The organism is Brevibacillus borstelensis (assembly GCF_003710865.1).
Lineage (GTDB): Bacteria > Bacillota > Bacilli > Brevibacillales > Brevibacillaceae > Brevibacillus > Brevibacillus borstelensis.
Map to the genome: position 1 here is coordinate 14,483 of NZ_RHHO01000055.1, position 24,894 is coordinate 39,376.

General features: G+C 51.5%; 27 protein-coding genes and 1 other annotated feature. Of the genes, 21 read left to right on the forward strand and 6 right to left on the reverse strand.

Annotation, left to right across the window (positions count from 1 at the left end):
• Positions 1 to 50: 50 nt before the first annotated feature.
• Both EDM54_RS23010 and EDM54_RS23015 read right to left on the reverse strand, forming a co-directional pair.
• Positions 51 to 275, reverse strand: a complete 225-nt coding sequence (locus tag EDM54_RS23010) for a hypothetical protein (protein ID WP_122958868.1) — start codon at positions 273 to 275, stop codon at positions 51 to 53.
• A gap of 174 nt (positions 276 to 449) precedes the next feature.
• Positions 450 to 1,151: a pirin family protein gene (locus tag EDM54_RS23015; RefSeq protein WP_122958853.1), complete on the reverse strand. Its 702-nt coding sequence runs from the start codon at positions 1,149 to 1,151 to the stop codon at positions 450 to 452.
• A 194-nt stretch (positions 1,152 to 1,345) separates the two neighbouring features.
• On the opposite strand from EDM54_RS23015, the gene EDM54_RS23020 reads away from it, so the two are divergent.
• The 5 genes from EDM54_RS23020 to EDM54_RS23040 all read left to right on the forward strand — a co-directional run bounded on the left by EDM54_RS23020 (position 1,346) and on the right by EDM54_RS23040 (position 6,492).
• Positions 1,346 to 2,104, forward strand: a complete 759-nt coding sequence (locus EDM54_RS23020) for a DUF4931 domain-containing protein (RefSeq protein ID WP_024983698.1) — start codon at positions 1,346 to 1,348, stop codon at positions 2,102 to 2,104.
• 20 nt (positions 2,105 to 2,124) lie between these two features.
• Positions 2,125 to 3,036: a GNAT family N-acetyltransferase gene (locus EDM54_RS23025; RefSeq protein WP_122958854.1), complete on the forward strand. Its 912-nt coding sequence runs from the start codon at positions 2,125 to 2,127 to the stop codon at positions 3,034 to 3,036.
• A gap of 38 nt (positions 3,037 to 3,074) precedes the next feature.
• Positions 3,075 to 4,220: a virulence factor gene (locus tag EDM54_RS23030; protein WP_003390780.1), complete on the forward strand. Its 1,146-nt coding sequence runs from the start codon at positions 3,075 to 3,077 to the stop codon at positions 4,218 to 4,220.
• Between the two features lie 234 nt (positions 4,221 to 4,454).
• The gene (locus tag EDM54_RS23035) at positions 4,455 to 5,777 is read left to right on the forward strand and encodes a phytoene desaturase family protein (RefSeq protein ID WP_227278458.1); all 1,323 of its coding nucleotides are present in this window, start codon (positions 4,455 to 4,457) and stop codon (positions 5,775 to 5,777) included.
• Positions 5,778 to 5,937: 160 nt separating this feature from the next.
• The gene (locus tag EDM54_RS23040) at positions 5,938 to 6,492 is read left to right on the forward strand and encodes an ECF transporter S component (protein ID WP_003390776.1); all 555 of its coding nucleotides are present in this window, start codon (positions 5,938 to 5,940) and stop codon (positions 6,490 to 6,492) included.
• Between the two features lie 108 nt (positions 6,493 to 6,600).
• On the opposite strand, the gene EDM54_RS23045 is transcribed toward EDM54_RS23040, so the two are convergent.
• Positions 6,601 to 7,407 (reverse strand): serine hydrolase, encoded by an 807-nt coding sequence (locus EDM54_RS23045; RefSeq protein WP_003390773.1) that lies wholly within the window; start codon positions 7,405 to 7,407, stop codon positions 6,601 to 6,603.
• Between the two features lie 113 nt (positions 7,408 to 7,520).
• Here EDM54_RS23045 and EDM54_RS23050 point away from each other — a divergent pair, with 113 nt between their 5' ends.
• From EDM54_RS23050 to leuS, 16 genes are all read left to right on the forward strand, one after another.
• Positions 7,521 to 9,158 (forward strand): peptide ABC transporter substrate-binding protein, encoded by a 1,638-nt coding sequence (locus tag EDM54_RS23050; RefSeq protein ID WP_003390770.1) that lies wholly within the window; start codon positions 7,521 to 7,523, stop codon positions 9,156 to 9,158.
• A gap of 15 nt (positions 9,159 to 9,173) precedes the next feature.
• Complete coding sequence (locus EDM54_RS23055) at positions 9,174 to 9,908, forward strand: gamma-glutamyl-gamma-aminobutyrate hydrolase family protein (protein ID WP_003390768.1); 735 nt, start codon at positions 9,174 to 9,176, stop codon at positions 9,906 to 9,908.
• Between the two features lie 70 nt (positions 9,909 to 9,978).
• Entirely contained in the window at positions 9,979 to 10,341 is a 363-nt protein-coding gene (locus EDM54_RS23060) for a peroxiredoxin (RefSeq protein WP_307723555.1), read from the forward strand.
• Positions 10,342 to 10,623: 282 nt separating this feature from the next.
• Positions 10,624 to 11,676, forward strand: coding sequence for a DNA polymerase IV (locus EDM54_RS23065; protein ID WP_122958855.1), 1,053 nt, complete (start codon positions 10,624 to 10,626; stop codon positions 11,674 to 11,676).
• Positions 11,677 to 11,701: 25 nt separating this feature from the next.
• On the forward strand, positions 11,702 to 11,887 hold the full coding sequence (locus EDM54_RS23070; protein WP_003390762.1) for a hypothetical protein: 186 nt from the start codon (positions 11,702 to 11,704) through the stop codon (positions 11,885 to 11,887).
• Between the two features lie 102 nt (positions 11,888 to 11,989).
• The gene (locus EDM54_RS26635; RefSeq protein ID WP_155808003.1) at positions 11,990 to 12,163 is read left to right on the forward strand and encodes a hypothetical protein; all 174 of its coding nucleotides are present in this window, start codon (positions 11,990 to 11,992) and stop codon (positions 12,161 to 12,163) included.
• A gap of 55 nt (positions 12,164 to 12,218) precedes the next feature.
• Positions 12,219 to 12,389, forward strand: coding sequence for a hypothetical protein (locus tag EDM54_RS26640; RefSeq protein ID WP_003390760.1), 171 nt, complete (start codon positions 12,219 to 12,221; stop codon positions 12,387 to 12,389).
• Between the two features lie 127 nt (positions 12,390 to 12,516).
• On the forward strand, positions 12,517 to 13,041 hold the full coding sequence (locus tag EDM54_RS23075; protein WP_003390758.1) for a YqeG family HAD IIIA-type phosphatase: 525 nt from the start codon (positions 12,517 to 12,519) through the stop codon (positions 13,039 to 13,041).
• Complete coding sequence (yqeH, locus tag EDM54_RS23080) at positions 13,038 to 14,156, forward strand: ribosome biogenesis GTPase YqeH (RefSeq protein ID WP_003390756.1); 1,119 nt, start codon at positions 13,038 to 13,040, stop codon at positions 14,154 to 14,156. The genes EDM54_RS23075 and yqeH overlap by 4 nt, the downstream gene beginning before the upstream one ends.
• Positions 14,157 to 14,216: 60 nt before the next feature.
• A complete protein-coding gene (locus EDM54_RS23085; RefSeq protein ID WP_003390754.1) occupies positions 14,217 to 15,068 on the forward strand; it encodes a shikimate dehydrogenase in 852 nt (283 codons plus the stop codon).
• 111 nt (positions 15,069 to 15,179) lie between these two features.
• Positions 15,180 to 15,470 (forward strand): ribosome assembly RNA-binding protein YhbY, encoded by a 291-nt coding sequence (yhbY, locus tag EDM54_RS23090; RefSeq protein WP_003390752.1) that lies wholly within the window; start codon positions 15,180 to 15,182, stop codon positions 15,468 to 15,470.
• 3 nt (positions 15,471 to 15,473) lie between these two features.
• On the forward strand, positions 15,474 to 16,070 hold the full coding sequence (locus tag EDM54_RS23095; protein ID WP_122958856.1) for a nicotinate-nucleotide adenylyltransferase: 597 nt from the start codon (positions 15,474 to 15,476) through the stop codon (positions 16,068 to 16,070).
• A complete protein-coding gene (gene yqeK, locus EDM54_RS23100) occupies positions 16,054 to 16,632 on the forward strand; it encodes a bis(5'-nucleosyl)-tetraphosphatase (symmetrical) YqeK (RefSeq protein WP_039070556.1) in 579 nt (192 codons plus the stop codon). The genes EDM54_RS23095 and yqeK overlap by 17 nt, the downstream gene beginning before the upstream one ends.
• A gap of 11 nt (positions 16,633 to 16,643) precedes the next feature.
• Positions 16,644 to 17,000, forward strand: a complete 357-nt coding sequence (gene rsfS, locus EDM54_RS23105; RefSeq protein WP_003390745.1) for a ribosome silencing factor — start codon at positions 16,644 to 16,646, stop codon at positions 16,998 to 17,000.
• Positions 17,001 to 17,005: 5 nt separating this feature from the next.
• Positions 17,006 to 17,749 (forward strand): class I SAM-dependent DNA methyltransferase, encoded by a 744-nt coding sequence (locus EDM54_RS23110; RefSeq protein WP_122958857.1) that lies wholly within the window; start codon positions 17,006 to 17,008, stop codon positions 17,747 to 17,749.
• 46 nt (positions 17,750 to 17,795) lie between these two features.
• Positions 17,796 to 18,095 (forward strand) — a binding site (T-box leader).
• 111 nt (positions 18,096 to 18,206) lie between these two features.
• Entirely contained in the window at positions 18,207 to 20,624 is a 2,418-nt protein-coding gene (leuS, locus tag EDM54_RS23115; protein ID WP_024984589.1) for a leucine--tRNA ligase, read from the forward strand.
• Positions 20,625 to 20,683: 59 nt separating this feature from the next.
• On the opposite strand, the gene comER is transcribed toward leuS, so the two are convergent.
• From comER to asnB, 3 genes are all read right to left on the reverse strand, one after another.
• Complete coding sequence (comER, locus tag EDM54_RS23120; RefSeq protein ID WP_003390740.1) at positions 20,684 to 21,544, reverse strand: late competence protein ComER; 861 nt, start codon at positions 21,542 to 21,544, stop codon at positions 20,684 to 20,686.
• A 67-nt stretch (positions 21,545 to 21,611) separates the two neighbouring features.
• Positions 21,612 to 22,529 carry a helix-hairpin-helix domain-containing protein gene (locus EDM54_RS26795; RefSeq protein ID WP_255320330.1) on the reverse strand — a complete coding sequence of 306 codons (918 nt, stop codon included), beginning with the start codon at positions 22,527 to 22,529 and terminating at the stop codon, positions 21,612 to 21,614.
• Between the two features lie 323 nt (positions 22,530 to 22,852).
• Positions 22,853 to 24,778, reverse strand: coding sequence for an asparagine synthase (glutamine-hydrolyzing) (gene asnB / locus EDM54_RS23130; protein WP_039070549.1), 1,926 nt, complete (start codon positions 24,776 to 24,778; stop codon positions 22,853 to 22,855).
• Between the last annotated feature and the right edge of the window lie 116 nt (positions 24,779 to 24,894).

The window sequence follows — 24,894 nt, forward strand, 5'->3', positions numbered from 1 at the left end:
AAATCATGGCGGGCTGTCACGCTTCTATATGGATGCTCATGACCATGCTTTCACGAAAAGTCTGGATAGCGGAGACCATCCCGGTAAAACAATGATCGGACCCAAACGTAAACCCGCAGAGGAATGGAGGGAAAGACAATCGCCAGTTTGCCCTCCTCGAGCTCGGGAAGGTCAAGCGGGGACTGTATCGAGTAGGGAATCCCCTCTTGATCCAGCTGATATTTATACTGCTGGGCTTCGAGCCAACTGACTGGGTAGTAAAACGATTTTTCCATGAACTGCGCTTTCTCCATGAACCGCCAACCCCTTTTTCCGAAGTCACTTCCGTAAGTGTAACGGATTGAAATGAGATAAAAAAAGATCACTGCACCCATTTTTTTGAGTGAAAGTGATCTTTTTTTCTGTTTCGAAGGGGTTGCTCCCTCAATAATATTTACAAGCTGGTTCGGCTACGGCAAATCAATGAGCATAAAGAAAGTATCCACAGGTGCTGCGAGTGTAAGCTTGGGCATCTCGGTAATTCTGGCTGCATCTCGCTTCTCGAGTGTGGCCTCTTCGTTTAGCTGCAGTTGTCCTTCGATGACGAAAACGTAAATGCGACGTCCGTTTTTTTGTTGGAATGGAATCGACTGGCCTGCCTCCAGCTTGGACAGGTACATGGTCAAATCCTGATGAATCCGGGCAGTGTTTGGTCCGCCTTCAGGAGAGACGACGGGCAAGAGCTGATTTTTCAGCTTATCCTGGTCGTATGCAATCTGTTCATACGAAGGGGTCAAGCCGTATTCAGCCGGCTCAAACCAGAGCTGTAGAAAGTTGACTTCCTCACTGCTAGAGGGGTTCATCTCCGAGTGAATGATTCCTGTACCGGCACTCATTCGCTGTACTTCTCCCGGTCGAATCACTTCACGGGTGCCTGTGCTGTCCTGATGAGCCAAAGCCCCTTTTAAAACGACAGAAACGATCTCCATTTCACGATGGGGATGTAGTCCGAAGCCTCTTTCAGGCTGCACGAAATCGTCGTTAAAAACGCGAAGCGGGCCAAAGCCCATATTGTCAGGATCGTAGTATTCGGCAAATGAAAAGCTGAAATTGCTTTGCAGCCAACCGTGGTTGCTGGAATAGCGCGTGGATGCCTTGCGTATGTCGATCATGATTTACCTCCTGTGGTCCTTGCCTTTTCATACTATGTGTTGAATACGCGGCATTCATCACATGGAATACGCATAGAGTACAGTAAGTTAATTACTTTTGTAAAGCGAAAGCAAGTGTCCGGCAAAGAAGGAATGAACTTTTTCGATAGGGAATTGTTCAGGAAGGACAAATCGTTGAAGGAGGACCCGAGTAAATGTCGCAGACGCATCTGCATTTTGATATGCACATCGGCCGACAAAAGCCGGAGAACATCAGGAACCGGCAGGCGGCTTGTCCCTTCTGCTTTCCGGATGAGCTGGACGGTATTCTGGAGCAAAGAGGAGAAATGATCTGGCTAAAAAACAAATACCCGGTTTTGCAGGATGCCACTCAAACGCTGGTGATCGAGACGAGTCAATGTGACAGCGAACTGTCCGTCTATGAAAAGGACCACCTGTATGACCTGTTTGCATTTGGCGTGGAAAAATGGCTGGAGATGACGGAGAGCGGCTCCTATCGCTCTGTACTGTTTTTTAAAAACCATGGCCCTTATTCCGGGGGGAGCATCCGCCACCCGCATATGCAAATCGTCGGGTTGAAACATTACGATTACCTGAAAGATGTGGAGGGAGAGCATTTCGAGGGGATTGTCATCGATCGGGATGCGGGGGTTACGTGCAATCTCTCGACGAAGCCGCGCGCGGGATTTTTTGAATACAATGTGATTTTGTCTGAGTCGGGAAGCTTAAACAGGATGGCGGACTATATCCAAATTTTGACACATTGGATCCTTCATCACGTAAACCGCATCTGCCAAAGCTACAATTTGTTTTTTTACCAATGGGACGGGCAGATAATCGTCAAGGTTGTCCCGCGCTTTGTCGCTTCGCCGCTCTATGTCGGCTATGGCATTCCTCAGGTGGGAAACAATCTGGAGGAGGTCGTGCAGGAGCTGCGGCGCCACTATTTTTAGGAACGAAAGGGAGAGTATGAATGACAGCCTTTACATATGTCACCAAAGCAAAACCGACAGCCGAGGAATTGGACCATATCCGGGGATTGGCAGCAGTCTGCAATGGCTTCGAACAGATCAATCTGAAGCTGAATTTCGACATGCTGGAAAAGCGTCCGGGTACCGACACCAACGATTTTTTTTGCTATGACCGCGGGAAGCTCGTCGGATACGGAGGGCTGCACGTTTTCCATCAGGGAGAAGCGGAGGCAACCGGCATGGTGCACCCCGATTACCGGGGAAAGGGGATATTCCGGCATTTGCAGTGGCTGATGGAAGAAGAATGCCGGTTGCGCAAAATTCCAGAGCTGTTGTTTATTGTCCAGCGCGGGTCCAAAACAGGAAAAGGGTATATGGAGAAAGTGGCTGCGCGGTATGAGTATTCCGAGTATTGGATGGAGCGGGAGGAGTCAGGCGAAGAATTGCCGAAACAGGATGGGCGAATTCAGCTCAGGGCTTCAACCCCAGACGATAAGGAGATTTTGATTCAACTTAGCATGGCAGGGTTTCAGTTGGAGGAGACACTCGCCAGAGAGATGTTCGAGCATATGGGACAAGACCCTGCCCAGACCAATTATTTGATCACGCATGACCAAAACGAGCCGATTGGCAGGATTAGCGTTTCCCGTCAGCCGAAGCATGCCTTTATCTACGGGTTTGCCGTTCACCCTGATCATCAGCGAAAAGGGTATGGTAAAGAAGCGTTGGCAAAAACAATTGCCCTGTTGTCTGACGAGGGCTTTCCCAAAATGATCCTGGAGGTAGCCACGGAAAACAGCAATGCCCTGTCTCTCTATGAGTCTTGCGGATTCCGGGTCAAATCGGCCAATGAGTACTACAGGTTCCCGCTGCACTTCAAAAATGGCATGGACGCCGCGGACATGGTACCATAGCGGTACGAGAGAATAGGCAACAAAAGGAGTGACTCGGCATGAAACTGTTGTCGATAGAACCGACACCCAGTCCAAATGTCATGAAGCTGAATGTGGACGAGCGCTTGCCTGACGGCGTTCAGCGGGTATACAACAAGCAGTCCGGGGCGCAAATGCCGGAATTGGTGAAGCAGCTGCTGGCGATTGAAGGCGTGACCTCTATTTTTCATACGGCTGATTTCTATGCCTTGGAACGAAAATCGCAAGCAGACTGGCAGCAAATTTTGACCCATGCCCGGGAGGTTTTCGGAGCGGGGGCGGAGACCTCCATGCCAGCCTGGACGAATGAAGAGTCCGGGGAAGCGTGGGGAGAAGCGCAGGTGTACATCCAGATGTTCCGCGGCATTCCCATGCAGGTAAAAGTAACGATGGGAACCGAGCAGATACGCGCCGCCTTGCCCGAACGATTCGGAGCGGCGGCCATGAAGGCGGGTTCCGCTTCACCGAATGTAATCATGGAGCGCAAATGGGTAGAGCAAGACGTTCGCTACGGCGATTTGCGCGAGATCGGGGAAGAAGTGGCCAGCGAGGTGGATGCGGCGTATCCGCCAGAACGGGTGGAAGAGCTTGTTCAACAGGCGCTGCAGCTTGGAGTGGGAGAAGCCCCGCCCCAGCCCGAGCGGGTCAAGAAAGTCGTCACGCTGGAGATGCTCGATGATCCTGATTGGCAAAAGCGGTATGCTGCGCTGGATCGCATGGAGCCGACTGCCGAAGATTTGCCTGTTCTGAGAAAGGCGCTTCATGACGAAAAGGGCTCCATCCGTCGGCTGGCAGTCGTCTACCTGGGAATGGTGGGAGGCGATGAGGTGTTTCCTTTGCTCTACGAAGCGCTCCGTGACCCCTCTGTATCTGTTCGCAGGACGGCAGGAGATACTTTGTCCGATCTGGGGGACCCGAGAGCAAGTGAAGCGATGTGCGAAGCCCTGAAGGACCCGAACAAGCTCGTACGCTGGCGTGCAGCCCGTTTCCTGTACGAGGTAGGCGACGACTCGGCGCTGGAAGCTCTGCGGGCGGCCCAGGACGATCCGGAATTTGAGGTTCGTCTGCAAATTCAAATGGCTGTTGAGCGCATCGAGCGCGGAGAAGCGGCGAGCGGTACAGTTTGGCAGCAGATGACGAGAAGAAACGAACAACAAGGCTCCTGAGACGAGAACTTGAATTTTTACCCCTGTCGATCACTACGGAACGATGAGTGCAGGCAGGGGTAATTGTCATGCTTTTATGGTCATAATTAAGATAGGTTGACAGGAAACAGAAGGAAGAGCGAGGGGAAACGGAAAAGCCAAAAAATGGTATCATCAGTATAACAATAGACACAGTTCATTTATGGTTGACTTCTACCTTGTACATCCCTTATCCTATAGGATGATTGAGGTTTCATACATCGTGAGTATGTAAGGGAGATTGTTATGACAACGAACCACTATGACGTCGTCATCGTTGGCGGGGGGCTCGCCGGTCTTTCTGCTGCAGCCTATCTGTCTTCCAAGGGCAAAAAGGTAGCGCTTCTCGAGCGCGGAGCCCTGGGCGGCCGTGCCGTCACGCTGAAGATCAAAGGCTTTAACTTTAACTTCGGTGCACATGCCATTTACGGGCGTGACACATCGGTTTTGAAAACGTTTGAAAAAGAATTGGGTTTGAACATTGATTGGCAGGATTTCAATCCGAATAAAGCCCGTTATGATTTGGGGGACGATTTGACAGCGGTTCCCGCAAATGTGCAGGGATTGTTCCGTACGAAGCTGGTCAAGGGATTTGACAAAGTTCTGTTTACCTTTGAAATCTTGAAAACCATGTTGAAAATGGAGACGGGTCACCCGCACCTGTCGATCCAGAAGTGGATGGAGAAGCAAAATGTAAGTGAGGAAGTAAAGGAAATGATGCTGACATTGGCATCCTCCAACTTCTTTACCCGTGAGCCGGAAAAAATTCCGTCTGATGTGTTCTTCACCTACTATCGTCGGATCTTTACGACGAATAAGCCGGTTGCCTACATCGGAGGCGGGTGGCAGGCGTTGATCGAGGAATTTGTCCGTGTCATCGAAGCCAACAACGGCACGATCATGACCAAAACAAAGGTCGAATCCTTCCGTGTCGAAAATGACAAAGTGGTTGCCGCTGTCACGCCGGAAGCTGAATTTACCGGAGATGAATTCATCAGCTGCATCCCTCCAAAAGAAATGACAAAGGTGTTTAAGGATACAAAGCTGGAGCATGCTATCGCACAGTATGCAACATACGAGCCGACGGTTGTCGTCGTGTATGATATCGGTCTCAAGCAGCGTATCGATGTCCCTTACACCTATATTTATGACAAGCAAAACAACATTTTTATTACGGATATTTCGTATTACGACAAGACCTGCGTCCCAGAGGGCGGACAGCTACTGCAGGCGACCGCCTATCTGCGTCAGTCCGAAGTCGGCGTGAAAGAAGTCGTCGAGCAGCGCAAGCAAGAGATTGAACAACTGTACGACAAGCACTTCCCAGGCTGGCGGGAGGAACTCGTGGTGCCCCGCGTTTCCACCCGTGCCGTCGTCCAGGAAATCAAGTGGACGATGAACCAGGAGGCGCTGCCAATCAGCTTGCCAGATTACCGCAACCTGTTTTTTGCGGGTGACTGGTGTGAAGGCCAAGGACAATTGTCCGAGCTGTCTTTCTCCAGCGCGTACGAAGTAAGCAAGCTGATCCTTTCCAAATAGAGACAGCATCGATGCCCATTAAGGCGTTTTTCCTGCAAAGGAAGGACGCCTTTTCCTTTGTCTATATAGAATAAGCATATCCAGAATATTCCGTTTTGACAGCGGGGCTTTCGGATGCTATGTTGAGGATGTCCAGAGACTACAAAAAGGAGCCACCAAGATGGACATCTGTCCTGCCGCCGCAAGAAAGGGCGAAAAAGTCAGAGTAATCGGAATGGGAGTTGTACTTTACGGCTTCCTCAGTTATATCACCGACTATATTCCGATAGCAGGCAGCAGTTTGCGGCCGGCCATCGTCATTCTTACGATTATAGGAGCCTGCTTTGGCCCGCTGACAGGCTTCCTGTTCGGTGCCTTGGGAACTCTCCTGTCAGATGTTCTCTCCGGGCAATTGTGGATGAGCTGGATTATTGGCAATGGCGTCATCGGGCTGTTCTCGGGCTTTGCCTATTTACATAAGGAATTTGATCTGAGGAATGGAAAAGTTTCGCTTAGCCATTACGTCTGGATGGCATTGTGGGGAATCGCGGGCAATCTGATCGGTCTCGTCGGAGCTGCAGGAATGGACATCCTGACAGGGAAACCGGATGTCTCTATTTTTTACTGGGCAGTTGTACCTGCAGGAGTCAATTCACTTTGGATCGTGTTGATGGGTCTTCCGATCGTCACTGCAATCGTCAAGCGGAAGGCAGCGAACTTCAGTGCAAACGGGTGAATGGAGCTCATAAGGGACCGAATGCATGGACCCTAGGTATGGGACCCGAACGTACAGGACCCGACTGTATGAGCAAGGCCCGTCCAAAACAACGGACAGGCCTTTTTTCTACTTCGTATACAGATCGTATACCATCCGGCCGATTTGCGCCATCACGTCATTGGCTGCGACGGTCTCGATATTTTTGGATAACAAGCAGATCGTCACTGCCCGGTTGCCGATGTACATCACTCCGATGTCATGAGTCGTTCGAGTGACTGTCCCTGTTTTATTGGCCAGCTCCCATTTCGGCAGCATGCCGATCACATCGCCGTCCGGATCAGGCAGGTGATAGGGGATGCGGTCGCGATGCTGCTGTCTTTTCATGATGTTGATCATGTGGAGGCAACTGTTGTACGAGATGATTTTTCCTGTAGCCAAATGGCGAAGGTGGCTGCCAAGATCTGCCGCGGTCACCTCATTGTAGCCTTCCAGCTCCGCAGGGACGATCATCAGCTTGTTGTGAAACTGGCTGTTGACCATTCCTGTTTTGTTCATGACAGAACGGATCGCCTCAGCCCCGACAAGATCGATGAGCATATTGGTTGCCGTGTTGTCACTCTGAATGATCATCAGGGTTGTCAGATCGTAAATGCTCCACTTTGTGCCTGGCGTCATATGCTGCAGAATGCCTGCTCCGCCGACCTGATCCTCTTGTCTGAGAGTCAGTTTGTCTTCGAGAGCAAACTTGCCTGCGTAGGCTTCAGCAAACACAGCGGCCATGATCGGGACTTTGATTACGCTGGCGGCGTAAAAGCGGTCATCATGACCCTTGCCCCAGATTTCGTTTGTCTGTAAATCTTCGAGGTAGATTCCCCACTGCCCGCCACTCTTCTCAAGCAATGTGCTGAGAGCATTTTCCAATGACGCTAACATCATGACCAGCTCCTTTATCACTTTACATAGTTGTAGACAAAATTTTCGTAAGATAATATTATTTAATCATGCATCGTATAATCAAGAAAAAAAGTTTCAAGAGGGGGTTTTCCATGAAAGCGCTTCAAAAGATGTCGCTCTGTTTTGTGATGCTAAGCAGTCTGGCCTTTGCGGGCTGTGGGGGACAAGCGAGTCAGCCTGCAGAACAAAAGCCTGCGGAGACACCGGCAGCACAAGAACAAGCAGCAGCACCACAGGAGATGCGGATCAACCTGAATACGGGAGAACCAAATACAATCGATCCGGGCTTGGCTGAGGACATTCCTTCCATGTCGATTACCCGCGCCGCTTTTGACGGTTTGCTTCGTCTTGACGTAGACGGCAAGATCAAGGAATCGGTCGCGGAAAAATACGAGGTTTCCCCGGATGGCCTGACCTACACCTTCCATCTGCGTGATTCAAAATGGTCCAACGGCGACCCTGTGACGGCCCATGACTTCGAGTACGCCTGGAAGCGCGTTCTCAACCCCGAGACAGCATCCGGTTACGCCTATCAGATGTACTACCTGAAAAACGGCGAGGCGTACAATGCCAAAAAGGCAAAAGCGGAGGATGTTGGCGTCAAAGCTGCGGATGAGAAAACATTGGTAGTCACCCTGGAAAACCCGGCTCCGTTTTTCCCGCAGCTTGTGGCCTCCGTCACCTACTTTCCTGTAAACAAAAAAGTTGTCGAGGGCAACAAGGATTGGGCGGCAAAACCTGAAACCTACATAGGGAATGGGCCGTTCGTCCTCAAGAAGTGGGAGCACAAATCTTTGATCGAATTGGAAAAAAATGAAAACTATTGGGATAAAGATCGTGTGAAGCTGTCCAAGCTGACCGTCAACATGATCGAGGACGCCAATACCGAACTGGCGATGTTTGAAAAGGGCGAGCTCGACTGGGCGGGTTCTCCGCTGGGCGACCTGCCGCTCGACGCGCTCGATTCCTTGAAGGACTCCGGCAAAATGCAGTCGCAGGCGACCGCTGGAACGTACTGGTACATCTTCAACACGACGAAGCCTCCGTTCAACAACAAGCACATTCGTCAGGCGTTCGCTTACGCCGTTAACCGCCAGGAAATTGCCGACAGCGTCGTTCCGTACAAGAGCACGCCTGCCCTGGGCATCCTGCCTCCGACGATGGCCTTCAAACCGGAAGGCTACTTTAAGGACAACGATGTTGAAAAGGCAAAAGAACTGTTGGCACAGGGCATGAAGGAGCTCGGTATCAGCGAGCTGCCTGAGTTGACCCTCGCCTACAATACGACAGAAGTGAACCAACGCATTGCGACGGTTATTCAGGATCAGTGGAGAAAAGCGTTCGGCATCGAAGTGAAGCTGGTAAACAAAGAGAACAAGGTTCACCGTGAACAGATGAAAGCGGGCAACTTCGATATCGGCCGGGCGAGCTGGATTGGCGACTTTAACGATCCGATCAACTTCCTGGAAGTGTTCAAAGGCGGTCTGAACACGTCCAAATGGGAACACAAGGAGTTCCTTGATATGCTGGCTAAGTCCGCCACAGAAGGAGACGAAGCCAAACGCAACGTGAGCCTGAAGAGGGCCGATGCCATTGTAATGGATGAAATGCCCGCCTTGCCGATCTACTACTTCACGTACACATGGGTAAAGCAGGACAGTGTAAAAGATGTCGTCATTGACGCATTGGGCTTCATCGACTTCAAATACGCATCGAATGAAAAGAAATAGCAGGGAGTGACTTTCGTGCAACCGATTATTGGCGTGGCATGTACCAAGATGTTCTTTCCAAACAACAACCTTGATCAGTATTTCTATGTCGGCTCCGGATATGTGGACGGCGTAGCCCGTACTGGCGGCGTTCCGTACATTTTTCCGCTCTTGACAGTGAAGGATGCTCCTTTTCGGGCCATGATTGAATCGCTGGACGGTTTGATCCTGACGGGTGGAGATGATCCGGCACCGCATTTGTACGGGGAAGAGCCGTTGCAAGGTTTGGGTGAGGTAGAGTACGAGAGGGACCTGGCAGAGCTGGAAGTGATCAGACTGGCGCTGGAAATGAAAAAGCCTATCCTCGGTATTTGCCGCGGCATGCAGATTCTCAATGTGGCCGCAGGCGGAACTTTGATACAGGATATTCCGAGTCAGGTGCCGGGCGCGTTCCAGCACGCTCAAAAAGGTTCCCGCCAATACGGAGCGCACAAAGTGACACTGCAACCAGGCGTCGTCGCAGAGGCGCTGGGCAAAACAGAGATTCTCGTCAATACTTCCCACCATCAGGCGGTGAAAGACGTAGCTCCCGGGTTTCGGGCGACAGGAGTCGCGGCTGACGGGGTGATTGAGGCTATCGAGAGCCTCGACGGGCTGCATGTAGGGCTGCAATGGCATCCAGAGCGGATGTGGGCCCATGATGACAATATGCTGAAAATAGCGGAAGCCTTTGTGGGCAAATGCAAGCAATTGAAAATGCAATCGCTGTAAAAAAGGACCGCTCTCCCATTTTATGGGGGGCGGTCCTTTTTGTCTGGTATACTGGAGTGGGGGTGTCGCGATGCTGACAGTCGGAACGAAAGCGCCTTTGTTTGCTGCCGAGAGCACAAAGGGGCGGATCGACCTTCAAACGTTTATCGGAAAGAAAAAAATAGTCCTCATCTTTTATCCGGGAGATGACACGCCTGTCTGCACAAAGCAGCTATGCGCGATCCGCGATCGGTACAGTGATCTGGAAGCGGCTGATGCGGTTGTTATCGGAATCAATCCGGCCGACCTGACGAGCCACCGGGCTTTTTCAGGCAAGTTCGGATACGATTTTCCCTTGATTGCCGACGGGGACCATGCCATACGAAAAGCATACGGGGTAGGAAAGGTTCTCGGGTTTTTATTCCAATATACATCATTGATAAGCACGGAATGATTGCCTATGCGAGAAAAGGAAATCCTGCAGTAACGGAACTGCTCCAGGTTGTGAACAATATCCCGTAAACGATCACAGCGATAATGAACAACACGAATAGTAGCCAGGATAGAGGGAACGCCGTTCGGATAGAGTAAAAGCCACTCGGATCGAGCAAAGCTACTCCCGTTAACACCGAACCGCTGACAATTAAGGGAGCAAGGCAGGAAGGAACGCATGCTTGCAACCGGTCAAAGAAGCGGCGATAATAGGGATGAGAATGTATGTTTGGTGGTCATATCGATGAAAAAAATTTTACATGTCGATATCGATGCGTTTTTTGCCAGTGTAGAACAGCTCGACAGGCCCGAATATCGCGGCCTGCCGGTTATTGTAGGCGGCATGAGCAATCGGGGAGTTGTCTCGACGTGCAGCTATGAAGCCAGAAAATATGGTGTTTGTTCGGCGATGCCGGTCGCATTGGCGCGGAAAAAATGTCCTCAGGGGATTTTTCTGCCTGTCCGCTACGAGCGGTACGTGGAGAAGTCGGCAGAGATTCGTGCCATCTTTTCCTCCTTTACGGACCGCTATCAGACAGTTGGGCTCGACGAAGCGTATCTCGACGTATCCGGATATGAAAATGCCGTTCCGATCGCCAAGGAGATCAAACGGCGGATTCGCCGGGAAACCGGTCTTACTTGCAGTGTCGGTCTTTCCTATAATATGTCACTCGCCAAAATTGCCAGTGATCTGAAGAAGCCGGATGCATTCGTGGTGATTCGTCCCGAGCAATCGCTTGATGTTCTCCGGAATTTGCCGATCGGAACACTGCACGGTGTCGGTAAAAAAACGCAGGAGCTTCTTGCGAAAAAAGAAATTCGCACGGTTGAGGATTTTTGGCGGCTTTCCTTGGAGGAAGCTGTGAATATGCTGGGGAAACTTGGTCATGCTTTGTATTTTCGAGCACGCGGAGAGGACGACAGGGAAATCGTAACAGAGCGCTCGCCCAAGTCTTTAAGCAGGGAGACGACACTCGCCTATGATTTGTACCAGCGTGACGAGATCGCCTCGGTAGCCTTCTCGCTTTTGCAGGAGGTTGAGCAGGATATACAAGATGAGGGTGTCATCCCCCGGACGATCACGCTGAAAATCAAGTTTGCTGATTTTACGATCAGAAGCAAGCAGCGGAAAAAAGAGTACGGTGCAGCATGGAGAGATCTGTTGGAAGAACTCCTGGATGCCTTTGATTATAGCCCGGGTGTCCGGCTGGTCGGCGTCGGTTTTTCCAATTTTGCATCGCCCGATGAAGAAAGGTACGAGCAACTCAGCCTGTTTTCATGGAATATGCAATGGTGAGGTTCAGTCGAGAGGAGAATACAAAATGACAGGCGTAAACCGGTTTCATTGCTGCGCCACCTGCGTTCACTTTCGCGTGGAAAAGGAAGCAGGCGGCATTGTCTATCGATGCTCTCGACTCACCTACGAGACCAAACCTACCTATCAATTTCAATGCTGGGAGCCGAAAGAGCAGGTACAGCGGTTGATACAAAGAGAAACGAGAGCCTGAGTTTCTAGCAAAATACGCGAATGATAGGGGAGAAACGTGGCTTCGGGTCAGACAGGTTCGCCATAGTATGTACCATCCTTTGATTGAAAGGGGGTACGAGACATGGCAAAAGCGGCATATAACTTCGGAAAGTGGCCGAAAAAAGGGAAAAGCAAGGTTTTCATCGCGCAAGCTGCAAAAGCCAAATCCCAATTCGGAAATGCAGCAGCGATTAACCAGGCGGATGCAAGCATTTTCCACATCAAGGTCAAGGGAGCGGCGAATGGCCCTCTGTAAGGAGTAGGAAGTAGATTCGTACCGGTACATCTATTCCTGAAGGAGGTGCTTACCTATGCAACGGAACAATGTCAGGACGTACTCGTACAAAGTGGGCAAGAATACCGTCATTGTTGTCAAAATCACGCAGGCGGCAACAGCAAAATCACGTACGGGAAATGCTTTGGCGGCGAATCAGGCCGATGTCACCATTCTTGCAAAAAAACGGCGCAACAACCGGGTTTGACCAATTCGCAGCAGCAAAACGAGAAGGGGCCGCGGGCCTCTTCTTTTTCTTTTGCAAGGGAGTGGCTGATTATGGTATAGTAGGTGCCGAAATCGCGGTTCTCGTACACACTGCTTGGAGGTGCCCCGTGTTTCTTGAAAAGCTGATGCCAGATCAGTACGTGGAGTCGATCCACCATATTGATATAGATCAACTGCGGGAGAAGAAAATCAAGGCTGTCATTACGGATCTGGACAACACTCTGGTGGAGTGGGACAGGCCGTATGCAACGCCGGAAGTGGAACAATGGTTGAAGCGTTTGCGCGATGAAGGGATTCAGGTAACCGTTGTATCCAATAATAACCGCGAGAGGGTAGACAAGTTTTGCACGCCTCTGGGTGTGCGATTTATCTCTGCGGCCCGCAAACCGACCAACCGGGCATTTATGCAAGCGATTGCCGAGATGAACGTAAAGATTCAGGAGACGGTCGTCATCGGTGATCAGTTGTTTACCGATGTGCTGGGCGGCAACCGGCTTGGATTTCATACGATCCTCGTCGTTCCGGTAGCCCAGACGGATGGTTTTTGGACGCGGTTCAACCGCAGGATGGAGCGTATGGCTCTTTATTGGATGCGTAGAAAGGGAATGATTTCGTGGAAGACAAAAGCATGATGGAGCAAAGCTTGGGGACATGTGCAGGATGCGGCATCGCGATCCAGACAGAGGATCAAAAGCGGCCGGGATACGCTCCTGCTTCCGCGCTCAAGCGCGAGACAGTGATTTGCCAACGCTGTTTCCGGATTAAACATTATAATGAAGTAGCTCCTGTAGGAATGGGAGATGACGATTTTCTCCGAATCCTGGATGGGATCGGATCGACGCAAAGTCTCGTCGTCATGGTTGTCGACATTTTTGATTTCCATGGCTCCTGGCTGCGGGGATTGCCTCGTTTTGTCGGGAACAACCCGATATTGCTGGTGGGCAACAAAGTGGATCTTTTGCCCCAAAATATCAATTTGAATCGCGTCCGCAACTGGATGCAGCACGAAGCCAAGGAACGCGGACTCAGGCCGGCCGATGTCGTATTGGTAAGTGCCCAAAAAGGATTGCACATCGATGAGCTTTTGGGACGTATCGGGGAACTGCGCAAGGGACGGGACGTCTACATCGTCGGTGTGACGAATGTCGGCAAATCCACGTTGATCAACCGCATTCTGCACGATTACGGATCGGCTGATCTGGAAATTACGACATCACCGTTTCCGGGGACGACACTGGACAAGATTGAGATTCCATTGGAGGACGGCCGTTCTATTTTCGATACGCCAGGAATTATCAACCGGGATCAGATCGGCCATATGGTGACACCGCAAGACTTGCGGAAAATTACGCCGACCTCTCGAATCAATCCAAAAGTGTATCAATTAAACGATGGCCAGTCCCTCTTCCTCGGCGGTTTGGCCCGGATTGATTTTGTACGCGGCACGCGACAGCCGTTTGTTGTGTATGTAACGAACGATATATACATCCACCGCACGAAGCTGGAGAATGCCGATGAAGTGTTTCAGAAGCACCACGGGGAAATGCTCGCTCCGCCGACAGGCCGTGAAGCCGCAGAACAGCTGCCCGCTTTTGTCAAACATTCGTTTAAAATTCGTCCAACGGGCACAACGGACCTGGTCATTTCGGGTTTGGGCTGGGTGAGCCTTCAGGGTAAAGAAGAGGCATCCGTCGTCGTACACGCTCCGAAGGGCGTCAGTGTAGGCATGCGAAAAGCGTTGATCTGACGCGTTTTGGCTGTCTTGCCATAAGCTAGATAGAGAGAGCAGAGGGGAAGGAACGGCTTCATGATAACAAGCAAAACACATCTGGTTGGTTTGTTCGGTCATCCGGTCTCGCATTCGCAATCGCCGCTCATGCACAACGCCGCTTTTGCAGAAGCGGGATTGGACTATGTATACATGGCTTTTGATGTGGCTCCCGAGCGTCTGTCTGAAGCGGTGGCAGGGATTCGATCACTTGGAATAAAGGGTGTAAATGTGACGATCCCGCACAAGGTGGCGATCATGCCCATGCTTGATGAAATCGATCCGCTTGCAGCGCGCATTGGTGCCGTGAACACAGTAGTAAACCGCGATGGCTATTTGGTCGGCTACAACACAGATGGTCTGGGGTACGTACGCTCACTGGTGGAAACGACAGGGATTACGCTGGAACAACAGACAGTGACCATGCTCGGAGCTGGCGGCGCTGCCCGTGCAGTCGCTTTTACGCTGGCGGAGCGAGGGGTGAAGGAGATCCGGATTATCAACCGTTCCCGCGAAAGGGCGACGCTTTTGGCGGAACACGTAGGAACGATTGTCCCTACGGCTGTCATCGACCCGGCCGAAGGCAAGGAAGCCATTGAGGATGCGAGCCTGCTGATCAACACCACGTCCATCGGCATGTATCCGCAAGTGGATGAGATGCCGGTGCAAGAGGAATGGCTCCATGCCGGACTGATCGTAAGCGACCTGATCTACAACCCTCTGGAGACGCGTCTGTTAAAAGCGGCGAGCTCCCGAGGCGCTCAGGTTCATTCCGGTATCGGCATGTTTGTCAATCAGGGCGCACTCGCTTTCGAATTATGGACAGGAGAAGCGGCTCCAACTGAGACGATGCGGGAAATTGTCCTGCAGCAGCTAAGCAAAGCGACCTGAAGCACGCTGCACAGATAAATGATGGAAGAATCAGTCGTGCGTCTGCAAATGAGTTAAAATAAAGAAAGCGCACTTCAAGAACAACAGATATACACAAAAGGAGATATGTACATGCTGACCGGCAAGCAAAAACGGTTTTTACGGGCACAAGCCCATCACCTTACCCCGATTTTTCAGGTGGGCAAAGGCGGCGTCAATGAAAACATGACGAATCAAATCAAAGAGGCGCTGGAGGTCCGCGAACTCATCAAGGTGGCCATTCTGCAAAACAATCTGGACGACAAGCATGAAGTAGCCGAAGCTCTGGCGGCGGGAGCAGAAGCGGAGCTGGTGCAGCTCATTGGCCATACGGTCGTGCTGTACAAGGAGTCCAGGGAGAACAAAACAATCAAACTGCCATAACCGATGGGACAGTCAAAAATCCAAATCGGAATCATGGGAGGCACATTTGATCCCATCCATGCCGGTCACCTTCTGGCCGCTGAGCAAGCAAGGGAACAAGCGGGGCTGGATGAGGTCTGGTTTATGCCGGCACATATTCCGCCGCACAAGGAACGGGCAGGATTGACCCCAGCCGGCGATCGGCTGCGGATGGTAGAGCTTGCTGTGGCGGATCACCCTGCCTTTCGGGCAATCGACATAGAGCTCAAACGTGGCGGTCCATCCTATACCTACGACACGATGCGAAGTCTCGTTGAGATGTATCCGGATTGCCAGTTTTCTTTTATCATTGGCGGAGATATGGTAAAAACACTTCGGCAATGGTATCGGATAGACGACTTGGTCAAAATGGTGCGGTTCATCGGCCTTTCGCGTCCAGGGGCCGAGCTGATAGAAAGTGAATATCGCGATTTTGTGACCTTGGTGGAGATGCCGGCGTGGGATTTGTCTTCGACACTGATCCGGGAAAAAGCAGCCCGGGGCAAGAGCATTCGTTACCTCGTACCCCCGCCTGTCGAGCGTTATATAAAGGAGTACGGACTATATGAGTTGGTTAAATGATCGGGAAGCGCTTCTCAGCCAAGTCCGCGCCCAAATGCACGAGAAGCGGTATCAGCATACGCTGGGCGTGGCCGGAACTGCCAGACAGCTGGCGCTTCAGTATGGGGCAGACCCCGATAAAGCCGAACTGGCGGGTTTTTTGCACGACTACTGCAAATGCTGGCCGGTTGAAAGGATGCGTGACGTTCTCATTCGTCACGATCTCCCCGCCGACCTTTTGAACGGGGACAAGGAGCTGTGGCATTCATTTGCCGGAGCAATCGTCATCCAGACGGAGATGAATGTCTCCGACCCGGACATCATCCAGGCCGTTCGCTACCATACAACGGGCCGGGTCGGGATGACGCTGTTAGAAAAAATCGTTTGTGTGGCAGACTATATAGAACCAAACCGAATCTTTCCCGGTGTTGAAACGATTCGCAGCTTGGCGTCGCAAGATCTGGATAAAGCTTTGGCGCAAGCTCTCGGCAGTACGATTCAACATTTGATCCAGCAGAAAAAAACGGTGTATCCATTGACACTGTTGGCATATAACGATCTCGTATCCGGACTGGATACATAAGGAGGAGTTTCATGGTTAAAACAGTAGAAGCCCTGGCAAGACTGGTGGCAAAGGCGGCAGAGGACAAGAAGGCGGAAAATCTGATCATCATGGACATCAGCAAGCTGTCCGTCATTGCGGATTATTTCATGATTTGCCACGGGAACAATGAACGGCAAGTACAAGCAATCGTTTCCGAGATCCGTGATCAGGCTCACAAGAACGGTTACAAGGTACGCGGCATTGAGGGAGCAGACGAAGGACGCTGGGTGCTTGTCGACCTGGAGGATGTCGTCATCCACGTATTCCATCGCGAAGACCGCGAGTTTTACAATCTCGAGCGGCTGTGGGCCGAAGCCCCTATCGTCCAATTTGGAGAGGAAGGCTGAGGTAAATGGCGTATGGGCAAATGGCGGTTGTCTACGACAGGCTGATGACCGACTCCCCTTACGATCAGTGGCTCGATTGGGCAGAGGGTGTCTGGACCAGGAAAGGGAAGCCGCGTCAAGTCATTGACCTCGGCTGCGGGACCGGAAGCATCGCCATTCCCCTGGCAAAAAGAGGGTATCTGGTGACAGGAGTTGATCTGTCTGCTGACATGCTTGCAGTAGCGTACGACAAGATGAGGCGGGAGCAGGCCCAAGTCAAATGGGTCGAACAGGACATGCGCGAACTGGCATTGCCCAAGACAGACAGTGTCTTGTCCTTTTGCGACTCGCTCAGCTACTTGACGGAAGAAGAGGACGTGAAACGGACATTTTCTCTCGTCTTCGAGCATCTGCATCCAGGCGGGACCTTTTTGTTCGACGTGCACAGTCCATACAAAATCCTGCACGGTTTTGGAGACCAGACCTTTACTCTGGCCGAAGAGGAAGTTTCGTACATTTGGCAATGTTTCTGCGATCCGCTGCGGCTCGAGGTAGCGCATGAACTGACCTTTTTTCTGCGGCAGGAAAACGGCTTGTACGAACGTATCGAGGAAGTGCATGAGCAGAGGGCGTATCAGCCATATGAGCTTGCTCGCTGGCTGATGGAGACCGGCTTTGTCGATGTGGAAATAACGGCCGATTTTAGCGGCCAGCCACCGCAAGAGACGAGTGAGCGTTTGTTTTTCTCGGCTTGCCGTCCGCGAGATTGACAGCATTGGCATTGATTGTCTATAATCGAAAGTACAACCACAAACAAGGAATGCGTTGATGAGGAGTAGTACGAAAGTGAAACGGCAAAAGAGAGTTGACGGCAGGTGAAAGTCAACCCGTCCCTTTCCGAACTCGCCTCGAAGCACTCTGCCTGAAGACCGTCCAGTAGGAGCGGTTGCGTAAGGGGGAGCGTCTATCCACGATACGGATTTTTCAAGCGGGTGAGCTTATGATTGCAAGCATCAGGACTTCTGCTTTGTGTGAAGCAAAGCGATGATCGGTGTGCCGTCTGTTCACCAATGTGGGTGGTACCGCGGGAGCGTATATAATCCTCTCGTCCCTTTTCGTTTCGCGATTGGGGGCGGGAGGTTTTTATTTTTTATTGAAGTGGCCCTCTTCTTCTTAATGGGCGAAGCATCTGTTTGTTTTCATGAATCTACGATAGGAGTGCAAATCATGGCTTACAATCATCAGGAAATCGAAAAGAAATGGCAGACGTATTGGGAAGAGAATAAAACCTTTAAAACGCTGGATGATCCGAGCAAGAAGAAGTTTTATGCTCTCGACATGTTCCCGTATCCATCCGGAGCAGGCCTTCACGTAGGACACCCGGAAGGCTATACCGCGACGGATATTTTGTCCCGGATGAAACGGATGCAAGGCTACAATGTCCTGCACCCGATGGGATGGGATGCGTTCGGGCTGCCTGCTGAGCAATATGCGCTGGACACGGGCAACGACCCGGCAGAGTTTACGGAGCGCAACATCGATACGTTCCGCCGTCAAATTAAATCTCTTGGTTTTTCTTACGATTGGGACCGTGAAATCAATACAACCGATCCTGCTTATTACAAATGGACACAGTGGATTTTTACCAAGCTGTATGAGCATGGCCTGGCGTATATCGACGAAGTTGCCGTGAACTGGTGCCCAGCATTGGGAACAGTTCTGGCCAACGAAGAGGTAATTGACGGGAAAAGTGAGCGCGGAGGACATCCGGTAGAACGCCGTCCGATGAAACAGTGGGTACTGAAAATCACCAAGTATGCTGATCGTCTGCTGGAAGATTTGGAGGAGCTTGATTGGCCGGAAAGCATCAAAGAAATGCAGCGCAACTGGATTGGCCGCTCTGAAGGCGCTGAGGTTGTCTTTTCCGTTGACGGCCACGACGAGACCTTCACTGTCTTCACGACCCGCCCGGACACTTTGTACGGCGCTACCTTCGCAGTGCTTGCTCCGGAGCACAAGCTGGTGGAGAAAATTACAACACCGGAACAAAAGCAGGCAGTTGAAGACTACCTGGAGCAAGCCAAACGGAAAAGCGATTTGGAGCGTACAGACCTGGCCAAGGAAAAAACGGGCGTGTTTACAGGTGCGTACGCAATCAATCCGGTAAATGGAGAAAAACTGCCGATCTGGATTGCCGACTACGTCCTGATCAGTTACGGTACCGGTTCTGTAATGGCTGTTCCCGCTCACGATGAGCGCGACTATGAATTTGCGCAAGCATACAATCTGCCGATCAAGGAAGTAATCCGCGGCGGAGATGTATCCAAGCAAGCGTATACGGGCGATGGGGAGCACATCAACTCCGGCTTCCTGGATGGATTGAACAAGGAACAGGCAATCAGTAAAATGATTGAATGGCTGGAGGAGAACAACAAAGGAAAACGAAAAGTAACCTTCCGCCTGCGCGATTGGCTGTTTAGCCGCCAGCGTTATTGGGGAGAGCCGATTCCGATCATCCACCTGGAGGACGGAACGATGAAGGTAGTGCCGGAAGCAGAGCTGCCGGTCGTCCTGCCGAAGACGAAGGAAATCAAGCCTTCCGGAACAGGCGAGTCGCCGCTGGCCAACATCAGCGAGTGGGTGAACATCGTCGATCCGGAAACGGGGATGAAAGCCCGTCGGGAAACCAATACGATGCCACAGTGGGCAGGTAGCTGCTGGTACTTCCTGCGCTTTATCGACCCACACAACGACAAGGCATTTGCCGATCCGGAAAAGCTGAAGGAATGGCTCCCGATCGACATTTACATCGGCGGTGCGGAACACGCGGTTCTTCATCTGCTGTATGCTCGTTTCTGGCACAAATTCCTCTACGATATCGGCGTTGTACCGACGAAGGAGCCGTTCCAGAAGCTGTTCAACCAGGGCATGATTTTGGGTGAAAACAACGAGAAGATGAGCAAATCCAAAGGCAATGTCGTCAACCCGGACGAAATCGTTCACAGCCACGGTGCCGACACATTGCGCCTGTACGAAATGTTCATGGGTCCGCTCGACGCCTCTATCGCTTGGTCGACAAAAGGGCTCGACGGCGCACGCCGCTTCCTTGACCGCGTCTGGAGATTGTACGTAGATGACAATGGCGCGTTGAACACGAAAATCTCTCCAAAGGCTGACCTGCAACCGCTTGAGCGGGTGTATCATCAGACTGTGAAAAAAGTGACGGAGGATTACGAGAACCTTCGTTTCAATACCGGTATTTCGCAGCTAATGGTCTTCATCAATGAAGCGTACCGCGCTGAAGCTCTGCCAAAAACCTACATGGAAGGCTTCGTGAAGATGTTGGCTCCGATTGCTCCTCACATTTGTGAAGAGCTGTGGGAAAAACTGGGCCACAAGGAAACACTGTCCTACGAGCCATGGCCAGAATATGATGAGTCCAAGCTGGTAGAGGATGAAGTGGAGATCGTCCTGCAAATTAACGGTAAAAACCGGGAAAAACTGCTCATTCCAGCTGATGCGACCAAAGAGCAAATGGAAGAAATGGCTGGAAACAATGAGACGATCAAAGAGCTGATCGAAGGCAAGACAATCGTCAAAGTAATTGCAGTACCAGGAAAACTGGTAAATATCGTCGTTCGTTAAGAAAGTGCCAAGGAAGAGGAACGGAGCCATTCAAAAGGCTTCGTTCCTTTTTCTATGCTTCAAGACGAAGGGAGGCCGTTGCCATTGGCTGGCGGTACTGTTCGCAACTGGATTTTCACCATTTCCACGTCTTCTGCAAATTTGGAATGGGTGCGTCGGAATACCTCGCGAAAAACGCCGGGAATGCCGTTCTGAAGGGCTATAAGACCTTCGCCTGTAATCCCTCCGGGTACACAAACACGCTTTTCGAGAGCCTGGAAGGAGAACATCTCCTTTTTAAACAACTCCCCCATTCCAATGATCATTTGCATGGCCAAATGGGAGGCAGCTTCTTCCGAAATGCCGGTCTCTTCCATAGCGTCATTAATCATATGGCGAAGAATGTAGCTGACAAAAGCCGGGCCGCAGCTGGTAATATCGGAGGCCACCCGCAAAAATGGCTCTGGCACCTCTACCGGTTGACTGATGCTAGAAAAGAGATGAAGGATCTTGTCACGCCACTCGGGGGTAATGCGCATGCCGAATTCGCATAAACTGACGCCGCTGCCTGCGGCATTGGTAATGCTGGGGACCACTCTGGCAACCGGGCAGGGAACGAGCGACTCCAAATGCTCCAATGAAACAGGGCTCGTGATGGTGATTAAAAGATGATCCGAAGTCAACCAATCGCGGAGTTCAACAAGGACCTTGCTGTATTCAGACGGCTTGATGCACAGCAGCAGCACGGCGGCTTCCTTTGCCACTTGGGCATTGCTCGTGGCGACGACCAGACCGGGGTGACGGTCGGCAATTTTTTCTGCTTTGGCGACCGTCCGGTTGTAAGCGATAAATTGGCTGGGAGACAAGGCTTTGGCCGCAATCAGGGCATCGATCAATAGACTGCCCATGCTGCCCGTTCCAACAACGCCGATCCTTTCCATAGGAATTTCCTCCCTCTACTCATTCTCCCCCCATTCTATGAGATGACGAGCCCGTTCATGCTCCTTCTTACTGGATGCGGATCTGATCCTTCATCCGCTCGTAGATTTTCGCCCCGATCCCGCTGATTTGCTTGAGCTCATCCGGAGAGCGGAATCCTCCCTTTTTTGTTCTGTATTCCAAAATGGCCTTTGCGCGAGATTCACCGACACCTGGCAGCGTCATCAATTCCTCCAGGGTGGCCGTATTCACATTGACCCCCTTGCCGGCGGCGGAAGGAGAGGCGCTTCCGGAGCCTGAGCCCGAAGCGGAAGCGGAGGCAGAGGGGGAGACGGCGGAAGCCACATCTTGTTGTGAACAAGCAGAGGCGGCTCCTTTTACAGGAATGAGAATGGCGCTTCCGTCAGTCAATTTTTCCGCAAGATTGATTCGTTCCACGTCTCCGTCGGGAAGTGTTCCTCCTGCTTTTTCGATCGCGTCCGCCACTCTTGCTCCCGGCTCCAAAGCATAAAGCCCGGGGTGCTTTACTTTTCCTTTGACATCTACATAGAGGAGAGGAGGGGAAGCGCCAGTCCTCCCGCTGCCGTTGGAGGAAGCACTGGCTGAAGGAGCACTGCCAGAAGAAGCACTGCCAGAAGAAGCACCGCCAGAAGAAACGCTCCCTGAAGAGGTGCCGCCTAAAGAGACACCTTCTGACGAAGCACCAGCACCCGATAACGCCGTGTATGGACTGCCTGCCCGGTGCACCCCCATTTCTGATACAACTCCGCCTTGCTGTTGGGGATTGGAGACGGCAGCAGGCAGTAACGACTCGGATGAAGCAAGCGTTATATCCGATTCGTTGGCCGACGCCACCTCCTGAAACGGACTGCCCGCGTGCACCGTATTTTGTTGTGCTCTGTAGATCCAAAAACTTACTCCTGCAAAGACAACCGCGAGACTTATGAGTATGTACCGGCGATAGCGCTCCCACAAGTCATACAGCATGTAAACACCTCCGTGATATGCAGGCATATTTGATGGACTGCCTGCATCTACAGGCATCCTACGAAATGACAGCGGGAGTACGCAAATTTTTCGAAAAATGCAGCCAGTATCGGAAAAATGAAGCGAGTATCGGAAAATTGGAGCGATTATAGGAAAAATGCTGCGAGTATAGGAAAGCTAAGGGAGAATTCCCGGGAAAAAGAAAAAGGCCCGCCCGTCATACGACGAGCGAAGCCTGTAATGATTTTGAATACGCTGCGACTGCAGCAGCGAAAGCGGGTGTTACTTGCAAGCCTTTCGCTTAGCCAATCCTCCTCAGTCTGTTAGCCGATCCTCTCCAGAGAGTCCTTTTTTCGGCGAATCTCCACACTCGGACTGACGTAAGGGCCAAACTGATGCTTTTGCTCAATAAAGATCTGATGCCACAGCATGAAGATCAGGATGGTCCAGATTTTTCGGCTGTAGTCGGCATGGCCCTCGCGATGTTCATCGAGCATATAGAGAACGTACGCCTTGTTGATCAGATGATCTACCTTGGACTCAAAAATAAGCTCCTTGGCCCATTTGTAGAATTCATTTTTCAGCCAGTGACGGGTAGGGACTGGGAAGCCCAGCTTCTTCCTCGTCTTGATTTCCGGAGGCAGGAAGTCTTTCATGGCTTCGCGAAGAACATGCTTCGTCGTGCCGTTGGCAATTTTGTATTTGGTCGGGATGGTAGCCGCAAATTCAAATACTTTTGTATCGATGAAAGGCACGCGCAGCTCCAATGAGTTGGCCATTGTCATCTTGTCTGCCTTCATCAAAATGTTGCCGCGCAGCCAGGTATGGATGTCCAGATACTGCATCTTGGTCACATCGTCAAGTGATTGCGTACGCTTGTAAATTTCCTCCGTGACCGACCATGGGGTCCGATATGACTCCGAGTGCAGGATATCCTGTGTGACCACGCGTTCCTTCATTTCTTCACTGAAGATCAGGGCATTTCCAAAAAAGCGTTCTTCTACCGTTTTTGAGCCGCGGATCAGGAAGTTTTTCCCTTTCACCTGATCAGGCAGTTTCTCTGCCAAAAAACGGACGGAGCTTCTCATCCAGTCGGGCATATGAGAGAACATGCGCAGGGAATGTGGCTCCCGGTAGATGTTGTAACCCCCGAAAAACTCGTCTGCCCCTTCGCCGGAGAGAACGACTGTCACGTGTTCGCTGGCCATTTGAGCTACGAAATAAAGCAGGATCGCCGAAGGATCGGCTACGGGCTCATCCTGATGCCAGACGAGTCTGGGCAACTCGTCCATGTAACGCTGGGCGTTTACCACCAGCTCGTGGTGTTCGGTTCCCAAAAATTGTGCGGTCCTGCGGGCGTAGTCCAGCTCGCTGTATCCAGGGATGTCGGAACCGACAGAAAAGGTTTTGACATCCTCGAAAGTCCGCAGCATGGCGACGATACTGCTGGAATCCACTCCGCTGGACAAAAACGCGCCGCGGGGTACTTCACTGATCCGGTGTTTGTCAACAGACTCCAGCATGATGCTGCGGGTGCCTTCGACAAAGTAAGAAAAAGGCTTGCTCTCATCTGGCTTGAATTCCACGTCCCAATAACGTTCCAACTGAATCCGGTCGTTCTGGATGATGAAGAAATGAGCAGGCGGGATGCGGTAGATGCCCTGGTACATCGTTTCCGGGTCAGGTACGTATTGGAATGTCAAATAATGGTAAAAGCCGGTTGGATTTACTTCTCTTTTGACACCGGGGAGCTCCAACAGACTTTTGATTTCACTTGCAACAGCAATCGAATCCTCTGTCTCAACATAATAGAGAGGCTTGATCCCGAATTGATCGCGCGCTCCGAACAGGCGTTTATTGCGTGAATCATAAATCGTGAAGCCAAACATGCCCCGCAAATGCTTGGGCGCGTCGGTTCCGACTTCCTCGTACAGATGCAGGATCGTTTCGATGTCGGAATCCGTATGGAATACGTGACCGCACTCCTTCAACCATTGCTGCAATTCTTTGTAGTTGTAGATTTCGCCGTTGCCGATGATCCAAATGTCTCGTGTTTCGTTAAACAGCGGCTGATGGCCGCCTTCCACGTCAATGATGCTTAAACGACGAAAGCCCAGTGCGATGTTGTCTTCCAGATGAAAACCGTCATCGTCTGGACCGCGGTGCAGGATAACACGGGTCATGGCGCCAATCGTCTCTTGCAGGACGGGCGCTTGCCGCTTGTTGTAGAGTGATACGATTCCACACATATGAAATGACTCTTCCTCTCACTCAGATTGCTCTAGCTAACTCTATCACGGATTGACGGTCAAAGCAATCTTTCCAATTGCCCAAGAAGCTGTGCCAGCCGTGGCAACAGACGCTT

Bases quoted from the DNA above. Each gene is read 5' to 3' on its own strand.
- EDM54_RS26795 (WP_255320330.1), bottom strand. From the start codon at position 22,529: ATGCTGTATGACTTGTGGGAGCGCTATCGCCGGTACATACTCATAAGT.
- EDM54_RS23095 (WP_122958856.1), top strand. From the start codon at position 15,474: ATGGGACAGTCAAAAATCCAAATCGGAATCATGGGAGGCACATTTGAT.
- EDM54_RS23085 (WP_003390754.1), top strand. From the start codon at position 14,217: ATGATAACAAGCAAAACACATCTGGTTGGTTTGTTCGGTCATCCGGTC.
- EDM54_RS23060 (WP_307723555.1), top strand. From the start codon at position 9,979: ATGCTGACAGTCGGAACGAAAGCGCCTTTGTTTGCTGCCGAGAGCACA.
- EDM54_RS26640 (WP_003390760.1), top strand. From the start codon at position 12,219: ATGCAACGGAACAATGTCAGGACGTACTCGTACAAAGTGGGCAAGAAT.
- EDM54_RS23030 (WP_003390780.1), top strand. From the start codon at position 3,075: ATGAAACTGTTGTCGATAGAACCGACACCCAGTCCAAATGTCATGAAG.
- EDM54_RS23015 (WP_122958853.1), bottom strand. From the start codon at position 1,151: ATGATCGACATACGCAAGGCATCCACGCGCTATTCCAGCAACCACGGT.
- rsfS (WP_003390745.1), top strand. From the start codon at position 16,644: ATGGTTAAAACAGTAGAAGCCCTGGCAAGACTGGTGGCAAAGGCGGCA.
- EDM54_RS23070 (WP_003390762.1), top strand. From the start codon at position 11,702: ATGACAGGCGTAAACCGGTTTCATTGCTGCGCCACCTGCGTTCACTTT.
- EDM54_RS23020 (WP_024983698.1), top strand. From the start codon at position 1,346: ATGTCGCAGACGCATCTGCATTTTGATATGCACATCGGCCGACAAAAG.
- leuS (WP_024984589.1), top strand. From the start codon at position 18,207: ATGGCTTACAATCATCAGGAAATCGAAAAGAAATGGCAGACGTATTGG.
- EDM54_RS23045 (WP_003390773.1), bottom strand. From the start codon at position 7,407: ATGTTAGCGTCATTGGAAAATGCTCTCAGCACATTGCTTGAGAAGAGT.
- asnB (WP_039070549.1), bottom strand. From the start codon at position 24,778: ATGTGTGGAATCGTATCACTCTACAACAAGCGGCAAGCGCCCGTCCTG.
- comER (WP_003390740.1), bottom strand. From the start codon at position 21,544: ATGGAAAGGATCGGCGTTGTTGGAACGGGCAGCATGGGCAGTCTATTG.
- yqeK (WP_039070556.1), top strand. From the start codon at position 16,054: ATGAGTTGGTTAAATGATCGGGAAGCGCTTCTCAGCCAAGTCCGCGCC.
- EDM54_RS26635 (WP_155808003.1), top strand. From the start codon at position 11,990: ATGGCAAAAGCGGCATATAACTTCGGAAAGTGGCCGAAAAAAGGGAAA.
- yhbY (WP_003390752.1), top strand. From the start codon at position 15,180: ATGCTGACCGGCAAGCAAAAACGGTTTTTACGGGCACAAGCCCATCAC.
- EDM54_RS23065 (WP_122958855.1), top strand. From the start codon at position 10,624: ATGAAAAAAATTTTACATGTCGATATCGATGCGTTTTTTGCCAGTGTA.
- EDM54_RS23025 (WP_122958854.1), top strand. From the start codon at position 2,125: ATGACAGCCTTTACATATGTCACCAAAGCAAAACCGACAGCCGAGGAA.
- yqeH (WP_003390756.1), top strand. From the start codon at position 13,038: ATGATGGAGCAAAGCTTGGGGACATGTGCAGGATGCGGCATCGCGATC.
- EDM54_RS23010 (WP_122958868.1), bottom strand. From the start codon at position 275: ATGGAAAAATCGTTTTACTACCCAGTCAGTTGGCTCGAAGCCCAGCAG.
- EDM54_RS23050 (WP_003390770.1), top strand. From the start codon at position 7,521: ATGAAAGCGCTTCAAAAGATGTCGCTCTGTTTTGTGATGCTAAGCAGT.
- EDM54_RS23110 (WP_122958857.1), top strand. From the start codon at position 17,006: ATGGCGTATGGGCAAATGGCGGTTGTCTACGACAGGCTGATGACCGAC.
- EDM54_RS23040 (WP_003390776.1), top strand. From the start codon at position 5,938: ATGGACATCTGTCCTGCCGCCGCAAGAAAGGGCGAAAAAGTCAGAGTA.